Source organism: Paenibacillus sp. SAFN-117 (assembly GCF_051966115.1).
Taxonomy (GTDB): Bacteria; Bacillota; Bacilli; order Paenibacillales; family NBRC-103111; genus Paenibacillus_L; species Paenibacillus_L residui.
Genome location: NZ_JBQCLK010000014.1, coordinates 104,345 through 114,877 on the forward strand (window position 1 = coordinate 104,345; position 10,533 = coordinate 114,877).

Below are 10,533 nucleotides of genomic sequence, written 5' to 3' on the forward strand. Positions count from 1 at the left end.
CAACGCCGCTTTCCCAGATTCAAACCACGCAAGCGAACGAACGCGCTGTGCTGATTGATGTCTATATGCCATCTATCCGCAGGCGCAAGTGAACCGTTCTGTCAATCGGACGGTCACGCTTCCGGCTTGGCTGAACGCCGCCGCGCTGGAGAAGGGCATTAACTTTTCACAGGCACTGCAATCCAAGCTGATGCAGGAATTGGGCATTGATCGCGTGAACGATGCGAAGTGCTTCCTACACAGTCACATTCGCACTCCCGGCGCAACCTTTCCCGGCTTGGACGTTTTCTTGAATGTCTCGTATGGATTTCACCTCACGATAATTTGCAACAGCATAACTGCCAATGGAATAAGAATCCACCCAATAGGAAACAATGATAATGATGAGATGTGAGAATCTGGAGGTTCGTCGATGGCAGGAAAAAAACAAAATCTATTGATTAAGAATGATTTTTTCGGAGACATTCAATCAGCCCTCGGGTTCCCTCCAGACTTGGTCTGCCGATCCTTGTTTGTCCAAGGGGAACAAACCGTGCAGTGCGTATATCTGGAATCGATGGTCAATAAAAAAACGATTGACGAATATATTTTGAAATCGTTCACGGAAAATACGTTTTCCGAAGGGGAAGCGCCTCTTTCCGCCGAAAGCGGTTTTTTGCGCGAATTTTCCTTTTCCGATCCATATGAACAGTTGCGGGAACATGCCGTAAAAGCACTCCTTGCAGGCCATTGCGCACTAACCGATTTTGCAAGGGAGCGCGTTTGTCTCATCAATGTGACCGAATCCAAACAACGCTCCATTGAAGAACCGAAGTCGGAATCGACCATTCGCGGGCCGCACGAAGGCTTTACGGAAAGCATTCTGACCAATGTGGGGCTTGTCCGCAAAAGAATCCGCAACCCATTCCTCCGATTTGATAAAATGAACATCGGCAATCAGACCAAGACGACTTTGCTTATGGTGTACTTGGAGAACCTCGCCCCGGAATCGCTGGTCCGGGAAGTGCGCGGCAGATTGTCAGCCATCCGGACGGACAGTGTGCTGGAAAGCGCTTATGTGGAGGAATTCATCCAGGACCGGATTTGGTCTCCTTTTCCGACGCTGACCAACACCGAACGCCCAGATATGGTAGCTGCCCAGTTACTGGATGGTAAAGTGGCCGTGATGGTGGACGGAACGCCCAACGTCCTGATTGCCCCCATGACGTTTTTCGAGTTTTTCAGTTCTCCTGAAGATTATTATCAACGGGCGGACATCGCCACGTTTATTCGCTGGATTCGGCTGATTTCCTTTTTTACGGCCGTGTTCGTCCCTTCCTTGTATGTCGCGGCCACGACGTTCCATCAGGAACTGATCCCGACCCAGCTCCTGATCAGTTTGTCCGCCCAGCGGGAAGGGGTTCCCTTTCCCGCTTTCTTCGAAGTGTTGTTAATGGAAGTCGTGTTTGAAATTATCCGGGAAGCGGGGCTGCGCATGCCGCGGGCGGTCGGACAGGCGCTTTCGATCGTGGGGGCGATTGTACTGGGGCAGGCGGCGGTGGAAGCCGGTCTCATTTCCGCCGCGATTGTCATTGTTGTAGCCATAACCGGCATCACCAATTTTGTCGTTCCGGTTTACAGCTTTGGCATGTCACAACGCCTGCTTCGCTTTTCGTTCGTGCTGTTGGCCGGCTTTATGGGCCTTTTTGGCATTTTATGCGGTGCCCTGTTTCTGGTTGCCCATCTGGTGTCGCTTAAGTCCTTTGGCGTTCCTTACTTCACTCCCGCTTCCCCGTACATAGGAACCGATTGGAAAGATGTGTTGGTGCGGCTGCCCCGGCCCTGGCTGAATCCGAACGGTCTGCCCGGATATATTCGGAATATGAAGAGAAAAAGGTAATTTGGAGGATCAAACATGACCAACCGGTATGCAGCGGGTCTGTTCATCCTGATGATGTTTACCGCCCTGCTTACGGCTTGCTGGGACAGAACGGAAATGAACGAACTGGCGCTGGTCAGTATGATGGGGGTGGACAGCGATCCGGAGAGCGACAAAATAACCGTGTATTACCAGATCATCAACCCGCTCAGCGGCACTTCCGCCAAAGGTACGTCGGGAGGCGAACAAGCCCCTGTATACACTTACGAAATCAGTGGATCGTCTTTTGGAGAAATCAAATCTACGATTTACAAAATATTGCCGCGCAAGTTATTTATGGCCCACTGCAAGGTGCTGCTCGTTTCTCGGCGGGTGGCCAAACAAAACATACGCGATATTGTCAACTTTATCGAAATGCAACCTAATGGCCGTTCGTCACTCCCGATGCTGATTGTCGACGGATCGATATCTCAGGTCATGAGAACATTAACTCCCCTGGAGCGGGAGCCGTCTGACACGATCGATTCCAGGCTCGACCTGCTGATCCGGAATTCGCTCCTAGTGGGAAAACAGATCAAGGTCAGTGATGTCATTGAACGGATGGAAAAGTCAGATATGATCGTATTGCCGTTGATCCCCGAAATGACAGAGGCACCTTCTTCCAACAGCGGGGAAAGGTCGGCGGATATCGACGCCAATCAAAACAACTTTATCATCCGGGGCGGGGCGGTTTTCCGTGATTATCGCATGGTTGGCAAACTGAATGATACGCAGCTGGTCTGGTACCATTTGCTAAATGGCGATCGAGGTCGCCACGTGCGACAGTTTCAGGTGGAAGGAAAACAGGTATCCGTGGCATTGAGACTGGTTCGCATAAAACGTGAGGTCTTCTGGAAATCCGACCAGCCTGTCGTTCGGATCCGCCTGGACCTCGAATTGTCCACTGCCTATACAATCGAGTTCGTCCCGAAGTCTCAGAACGAGGTGGAGAGACTTGAAAACAGACTGAATCAGATCATAGCAGACGAGTCGCTTGCTTTCTATCAAATGATAAGGGAGCGTGGCTGGGATCTGTTAAGCATCAACGACTTGTTGCGCAAACAAACGCCAAATCATCCGGATATCGACCAAGCGGCGAAAAATGCACAAATTGAGATTCGTGCAAATACCCGGCTGCTCCGAACGGGAAGCATGAGTCAACCTTATGGAGGAACAGGATGAAGCCAATGATTTCCCGATTCCAGTTTTATCTGCTGACAATCAATTATATCCTCGGAACCACCCTTTTCGTGCTGATCGGGCGGCTGGTCGTACAGGCGGGACAGGATGCCTGGCTCATGCCCTTGTGGGCAGGAAGTTTTGGCATACTAGTCGGTCTGTTCTGGATTTTTCTTTTCCGATATTACCCGGGCAAAAGTCTGGTGCAAATCCCGCTGGAAGCTTGGGGACGTTCTCTGGGAACGCTTGTTTCCGTCCTGTATTTTCTTTATTTCTGTATTTTGGCTGGATGGGCTCTTCGAAATTTAAGCAATTTTTTAAATGGAACCATCATGCCGGAGACGCCGAAAACCGTTTTTCACGTCATGTTTTTGCTTGTCGCCTTTTACACGGTCGCTCAGGGGACGGAAGCCATCGGACGATTAAATCAAATCATCACTCCGTTTTTGTTCTTCCCGTTCTGGTTTGTTCTGTTGCTGGCAATGGTGAACTGGGATTGGGGAAGACTTCAGCCAGCTTTCCATTCCGGCCTGGGTGCCATTTTGCAATACCATTCCTTTTTGGGCTTTCCCTATATGGAAACGATTGCGCTCACGATATTGTTTCCGCTGGTCAAACAGGGGGCAACACGCCCCTTTTTGCTTGGGTTGATAACCGCTTCCGTTTCTCTTAGCATGACCTTGTTTATGATTATCGGTTTATTAGGAGTGGAGAGGGCGTCACAACTTACCTTTCCAGTGTATACGACCGTGCAGGAAATTTCCATCGGAGAGGTGATCGTCAACATCCATTCCATTATCTCCGTTATTTTACTGATTCTGATTTTTATCAAGCTGTTGGTACTCGTTTACGGAGCTTCCGAAACGCTGCGTCAAGTATTTCGTCCAAAAACCCGGTGGCCTCATTTTCTGGGTTTGACGATTTTGTTGTCGGCGACCGCCTTGTCCATCTATGAAAACCCGATCCAGAACGAGGAATGGGATGAAAAATATACATTCATCTATGACAGTTTCTTTGTTCTGCTGATCCCCTTTTTGTTGCTGGTGACAACATGGGTCAGACGCTCGTTCGAGAAGCGAAAAGGAGGATGAATTGAACATGTTGATGCTTCACATCCTGCTGGCGCCTTTGATCGGTTTGCCGATGTTGGGATTGCTTCGAAAGAAACTTTATCGGGATGCAGCCGTTTTTGGGGCTGTATCTGTTACTGGCTACGGATTATGGATTTGCATCGCGAATCATCGTCCTTTTATCATTACGATCTTTATTGAAAGAATGATTGAAATGTTAAAATCCATTTTAACGACGATGATATGAACGCAGAAGGGGCAGTTTCGCGGGTTCTTCCCGGTTCTGTACTACTATGATCCGCCAATCCTTGTGAATAGTCAACATCATAACTTTTCCGCGTTGTGTAACCAGGGATAGCCCCGCCAAAATAAAAGATTTTTGGTAAAATGGTAAGGAAAATGTTCATTCCTGATGCTTATAGTCAAAGGGAGGGGCTAACCATGATCATAGCCACGAAACTTCATATTCCCCGATCGCGAAGCTCGCTTGTTGCGCGTTCCCGTCTCACCCGGCTTTTGCATGAAGGGTTGGATCGCACGCTTACGTTGATCACAGCTCCAGCCGGCTATGGCAAAACGACATTGCTCGGCGAGTGGGTGATGACGCTGGAAAATCCCGTCGCCTGGGTCTCGCTTGATCAAGGGGATAATGATCGCATGCGCTTCTGGGCACATACCCTTGCAGCGTTAAAACAAGCTTATCCGTCTTTTAACGAACAGGCCGTGCTTCGTCATGCCGTGGAAGATCCATCGGGAGTTTCACTGATTGCCGCGCTCGTCAACGGGCTTCATCGTATCTCGCAAACAACGGTGCTCGTTTGGGATGACTTTCATCATATCGAAGAAGAATCAATCTTGAAGGGGGTCACTTATCTGCTGGAACGTTTGCCGCCACATGTCCATCTCTATCTCGCAAGCCGAAATCCTCCAGCGCTTCCTCTTTCCAGACTACGAGCAGAAAATAGGCTGATCTCGTTGGATGCGAGCGATCTCCGGTTTGCGCCGGACGAAACGACCGAATTTTTTGCGAAGTGCGGTGGCATACAATTATCCAATGAAGACGCGGCTGTCGTACAAAAAAAGACGGAGGGATGGGCAGCTGCGATGCGACTGGCGATCTTGTCGTTACATGAACATGCTGATCCCGCGTCGCTGGTCTGGAAGATGGCGGGAACGGAACGTGATATATCGGATTACTTCTTCGATGAAGTGTTTTCCCTTCAATCCGAAACGATGCAGCATTTTTTACTCTATACATCGATTTTGGATCGGATGACGGGCGAACTTTGTCAAGCGGTAACCGGTATAGCCGAAAGTGATGCGTATCTGCAACAATTAGACAAGGAAAGCTTGTTTCTTGTCGCTTTGGACCAGCGGAGGGAGTGGTACAGGTATCATCATTTATTCCGGCAATTTTTGACAGCGCAGTTGAAAATACGCGAGCCGCGGCAATGGAAAACCTATCATATGACAGCAGGAAAATGGCTTGAAAAGAACGGTTATCCACATGAAGCGGTGGATCATTACCTTGCGGCTGCCGGTTATGAACATGCGCTATCATTGATAGAGAAAATTGCACAGGAACTGATGGACAAGGAATGGACGACGCTTTGCACGTGGTTGAGCGCAATTCCCGACACGCTGTTATTTGCCAGGCCGATGATGCTGTTGACAAAGCTTGCCTCCCAATACATGTCCGGGCATGTCGAAGCGGCCACAGACGGGTATTGGCAAGCGGTTCGCTGGCTGGAAGAGAACACCGCTTCCCTTCCTTCTTCGGCAACCGAAACATTACATGCCGGACTTGCTTTTCTGGCCGCATTTCGCACGTTTATGGAGCGTGAATTTGAATATGCCGTTCAATTTTCAAAGGAATATGTCGAGAAACATGCGGAAGGCGAATTTTTGATCGGGTTCGGGAGCGACCGGGACGGTTATCATCCGGTGTTTGACATCTACGTGTCGGATGACAGCCTTCAACTGGCGGAACAGGTACTGACTCCTCTGCTTTCGATTTGGTCCGAAACCCGAAATATTTATTTTGTCGCTCATCTCTATATCGACTTAGGCAAAATGCAGTACGAACGAAATCGCTTGGTCGAAGCGGAAAAGGTGATGCGCCAAGCCTATGATATTGGAAGAACGCATCATAATATAAGCCTGATGACCATCGCGGCGCTATGGCTCGCCCGTATTGCCGCTGTACAAGGAGACGAGGAGACGTCAAATCAAATATTACGCGAGTTAGCCCGGCTCACGTCCGAGACGACGAATTCCCGTTTGTCCGGGAAAATCGCCTTGTTTCGAGCCATGCTGGGCCGGATGAAAAGAGACGAGAAACCGGTGAGACAATGGCTGAGAAAGAGCGGCCTCCGATTCCGTGATGAAATTCCGCTATCCATGATCAAGGAATATGATGTACTCGCTTCTATATTGGCGGAGCAAGGAAAAATGGAAGAAGCCGCAGCATTGACGGAACGACTGCTCCAGCTGTCAATAGAAGAAGGACGGCAAAGCGACCGAATTCGTCTGCTCGTTCATAAGAGTATGATCCTGTCCTTACAAGGAAGGATTTCGGACTCCATGGACGTACTGGAAGAAGCGCTGGCATTGGCGCGGCCGGAAGGGTATATCCGGACCTTTGTCGACGAAGGGGCACCTCTTGGGCAATTGCTGGATCACTATATCCGATTGCGCCAACATCAGCATCGCCGCCCCAGCCATAAGGTGTCTTTATCCTATGTGAAACGGCTGCGAAGACTGATTCCGCAAGTCGAAAGGGAAGCCGGTACTCCCCATGAAGGAACGGTGGTTGTTTTAACAGCCAGAGAACAAAGAGTGCTTCGGTTGATGGAAACGGGAATGTCTAATAAAGAAATCGCGCTCAAACTGAATGTTTCCCTGGCGACCGTAAAAACACATATTAACAATATCTACGGCAAATTACAGAGTAAAAATCGCTTGCAAGCATTGGAACGTGCCAGAACACTTCGTCTGTTCTGATTCGTTCCTCTTTTTTTGCACAAATTATCTCCACCTCCCCCCTCAACCTATTCGTCTCAAGCAACAAGTAGGGTTGATCACAAAGGAAAAGGTAGTTTGTATAATAAATCGGATGAAGCTGTGAAGAGATTAACCTGAAGGAGGATTTGTAAGAGATGAATCCATGGGGGAAAAGCATGAAACAATCATATAAAAGCAATATGGGGAACGGCTTGGTGAGGTTGTGCATCGCTTTGCTGCTCATCCAGTCGTTTCTGATCACGGTACCCTATGACAACGTGTCTGCTCAAGGGAGTTTTCATCCAGCCTTGAGTGATCGTTGGGGCGGGGTCCAGCAGATTGCAGGAGGGCGTTACCATTCCTTAGCCTTAACTGCGGATGGCGAAGTGTTAGCTTGGGGATCGAATCAAGGTGGCCGAACTACGGTGCCTGTTGAAGCACAGTCCAGTATTGTCTCGGTTTCCGCAGGACAAGACCACTCTCTCGCTCTCACATCCGGCGGCGAGGTCATCGCCTGGGGAGGGGGAAGATTCGGCGAAGCCAATGTACCGGCGGAAGCGAAAAGCGATATCATAGCGATTGCAGCGGGTCCTACTGCCTTCTATTCGTTAGCCCTCACGTCCTCAGGGAAAGTCATTGCCTGGGGCTCCAATTCTAACGGTCAATCGGATGTGCCGGAAGAAGCGGAGAGCGGCGTTGTAGCCATTGCGGCGGGGTATTGGCATTCTTTAGCGTTAACGGCTGCCGGAGAAGTGATTGCATGGGGAGATGGGAGCGAAGGAAAACTCGATGTGCCTGACGAGGTGCAGGGCCAGGTAGTAGCCATTAGTGCAGGATTGCGTCATTCTTTGGCGTTAACTGCTTCGGGCAAGGTGGTTGCTTGGGGGAGCGACGATTACGGACAATCTTCTGTGCCGGAAGAAGCGGAAAGCGGCGTTATCGCCATTGCGGCAGGGTATGTACATTCTCTGGCCTTGAAATCTGACGGCTCTGTCATTGCCTGGGGCATTTCAGACGGTTCGTGGGATGACTACGACTACGGACAAACGGTTGTACCCGAAGCAGCGAAAAGCGGTGTGATCGCGATTGCAGCGGGATACGGACATTCGCTTGCCTTGAAAGCGGATGGGACGATCATTGCCTGGGGGGATAATGGTCAAGGTCAGACTGACGTGCCGGAACATGTCCATGAACGTGTGAAAGCCAAACAATTGGCTGCCGGGAGAAACCATTCGCTTGCGTTAACCTCCGATGGCCAAGTACTGGGCTGGGGAAGCGATCTGTACAATCGCCTTGCGATTCCTGCCGATTTGCAAGATGTGCGCGCCATTGAGGTGGGGGAGGAGTTTTCTCTGGCATTAAAAGCCGATGGCACGATTGTGATCTGGGGAGACGGTTCTCATTATGCGGCGATTCCACCTGAAGTGCAAGGACAGACAGTGGCAATCAGCGTAGGCAGCTATCACGCTTTGGCGTTGCAAGCCGATGGCACAGTCGTTGCCTGGGGTAGAATTGAAGGGGGGGAGAATGATAAGCGGCTCGATGTGCCTGATGATTTGGACCAGGTGATTGCCGTTAGTGCAGGATTGTTTCACTCCCTTGCTCTGAAGGTTGACGGTACAGTAGTGATTTGGGGAGCGAATCAATGGAACCAGCTGGATATGCCAGGTGGTCTGCATGATGTAAAAGCGATTAGCGCAGGACATTACCATTCCTTGGCGCTTAAAACGGATGGTACGGTGATCGCTTGGGGAGATAATACGTATAAACAGTTAGAAGTGCCCGAAAACCTGCAGGATGTTGTGGCCATCAGTGCAGGTCGCCGTCATTCCGTTGCTTTAAGATCGGACGGCACGGTGGTTGCCTGGGGAGATAACACATATAACCAACTCGAAGTTCCTTCTAATTTGCGTGAAGTTGTAGCGATTTCGGCAGGTACACATCTCACGTTAGCCTTGCAAGCTGACGGAGCGATTGTCGGTTGGGGCTATAATGTCGAGGATCAACTCATCATTCCAACAAGCGATCTCGAAACGATTGAGCTAAGAGATCAAAGCGGTCGGGAATTGGGACTCTTGTTTGATCCATCGAAGCAGGAATACACCGTTCCGATTGACAATAGCATCACTTCAGTGAATGTGCTGGCTACACTGGAAAACCCGGAGTATGCCGATGTGTATGTGAATGGTAAGCGACAATCCGATCAGGTCGAAGGAGTCAATATACCAGTAACCGATGAGCAAACGGTCGTTACCGTGGAAGTCGTCCCTTATTTGCAAGAAAGTAAAACGTATACGATCACGCTCTCACAAGAAGCGGAGCCAGAGCAAGTATCGAAGCCAGTCGCCAGTCCTGCGGGCGGTGCGGTTCCGGCTGGGACAACGGTGACGTTGAGCACGTATACGAACGATGCAATGATCTACTACACAACTGACGGCAGCACGCCTACTAGCAGCAGCATCGAATATACCGCGCCCATCGAAGTGACTGGGGGAATGACGCTCAAGGCAATTGCCGTAAAGGACGGCATGCTAGACAGCGAAGTGCTGGAGGAGCATTACACGATCTTACCTCCTGATCAAGTCGCCAAGCCGATCGCAAGTCCTGCGGGAGGTGCAGTCCCGGCTGGTACAACGGTGACGTTGAGCACGTATACGAACGATGCAACAATCTACTACACGATGGACGGCAGCAAACCGACAAGCAGCAGCGCCGAATATACCGCACCCATCGAAGTGACGGAGGAAATGACGCTCAAAGCGATTGCGGTGAAGGAAGGCATGCTGGACAGCGAGGTAATGGAGGAACAGTATACAATCCTGCAACCGGGGCAGGTAGCTTCGCCGATCGCAAGTCCGTCCGGCGGAGCGGTTCCATCTGGCACGAAGGTAACATTGAGCACGACAACTGAAGGAGCAACAATCTACTACACAACGGACGGCAGCGAACCGACAAGCAGCAGTGCCGAATATACCACGCCCATCGAAGTGACGGAGGAAATGACGATCAAAGCGATTGCGGTGAAGGAAGGTATGCTCGACAGCGAAGTGATGGGGGAGCATTACACGATCCTATTACCTGATCAAGTAGCGAAACCTGTTGCAGATCCATCAGGTGGTGCGGTTCCATCTGGCACCAAGGTGAGGTTGAGCACGACAACTGAAGGAGCAACAATCTACTACACGACGGACGGCAGCAAACCGACAAGCAACAGTGCCGAATATACCGCACCCATCGAAGTGATTGGGGGAATGACGCTCAAGGCGATTGCGGTGAAGGCAGGTATGCTAGACAGCGAAGTGCTGGAGGAGCATTACACGATCCTATTACCTGATCAAGTAGCGAAACCTGTTGCAGATCCATCAGGTGGTGCGGTTCCATCTG

The 10,533-nt window shown here is 50.4% G+C and carries 7 protein-coding genes; all 7 read left to right on the forward strand.

Annotated elements, in window-relative coordinates; translation table 11 throughout:
* Nucleotides 1–88: 88 nt before the first annotated feature.
* Nucleotides 89–394, forward strand: coding sequence for a hypothetical protein (locus ACTHRH_RS11465; protein ID WP_379288899.1), 306 nt, complete (start codon nucleotides 89–91; stop codon nucleotides 392–394).
* An 18-nt stretch (nucleotides 395–412) separates the two neighbouring features.
* On the forward strand, nucleotides 413–1,879 hold the full coding sequence (locus tag ACTHRH_RS11470) for a spore germination protein (protein ID WP_440415593.1): 1,467 nt from the start codon (nucleotides 413–415) through the stop codon (nucleotides 1,877–1,879).
* Nucleotides 1,880–1,894: 15 nt separating this feature from the next.
* Nucleotides 1,895–3,079 carry a Ger(x)C family spore germination protein gene (locus tag ACTHRH_RS11475; protein ID WP_440415595.1) on the forward strand — a complete coding sequence of 395 codons (1,185 nt, stop codon included), beginning with the start codon at nucleotides 1,895–1,897 and terminating at the stop codon, nucleotides 3,077–3,079.
* Nucleotides 3,076–4,167, forward strand: coding sequence for a GerAB/ArcD/ProY family transporter (locus ACTHRH_RS11480; RefSeq protein ID WP_440415597.1), 1,092 nt, complete (start codon nucleotides 3,076–3,078; stop codon nucleotides 4,165–4,167). Before ACTHRH_RS11475 ends, ACTHRH_RS11480 begins: the two co-directional genes overlap by 4 nt.
* A gap of 7 nt (nucleotides 4,168–4,174) precedes the next feature.
* Nucleotides 4,175–4,393, forward strand: a complete 219-nt coding sequence (locus ACTHRH_RS11485; protein ID WP_341005390.1) for a hypothetical protein — start codon at nucleotides 4,175–4,177, stop codon at nucleotides 4,391–4,393.
* A gap of 194 nt (nucleotides 4,394–4,587) precedes the next feature.
* A complete protein-coding gene (locus tag ACTHRH_RS11490; RefSeq protein WP_440415599.1) occupies nucleotides 4,588–7,149 on the forward strand; it encodes a LuxR C-terminal-related transcriptional regulator in 2,562 nt (853 codons plus the stop codon).
* A gap of 155 nt (nucleotides 7,150–7,304) precedes the next feature.
* Nucleotides 7,305–10,533: chitobiase/beta-hexosaminidase C-terminal domain-containing protein (locus ACTHRH_RS11495; RefSeq protein WP_440415601.1), on the forward strand; the 3,229-nt coding region annotated here is incomplete at its 3' end.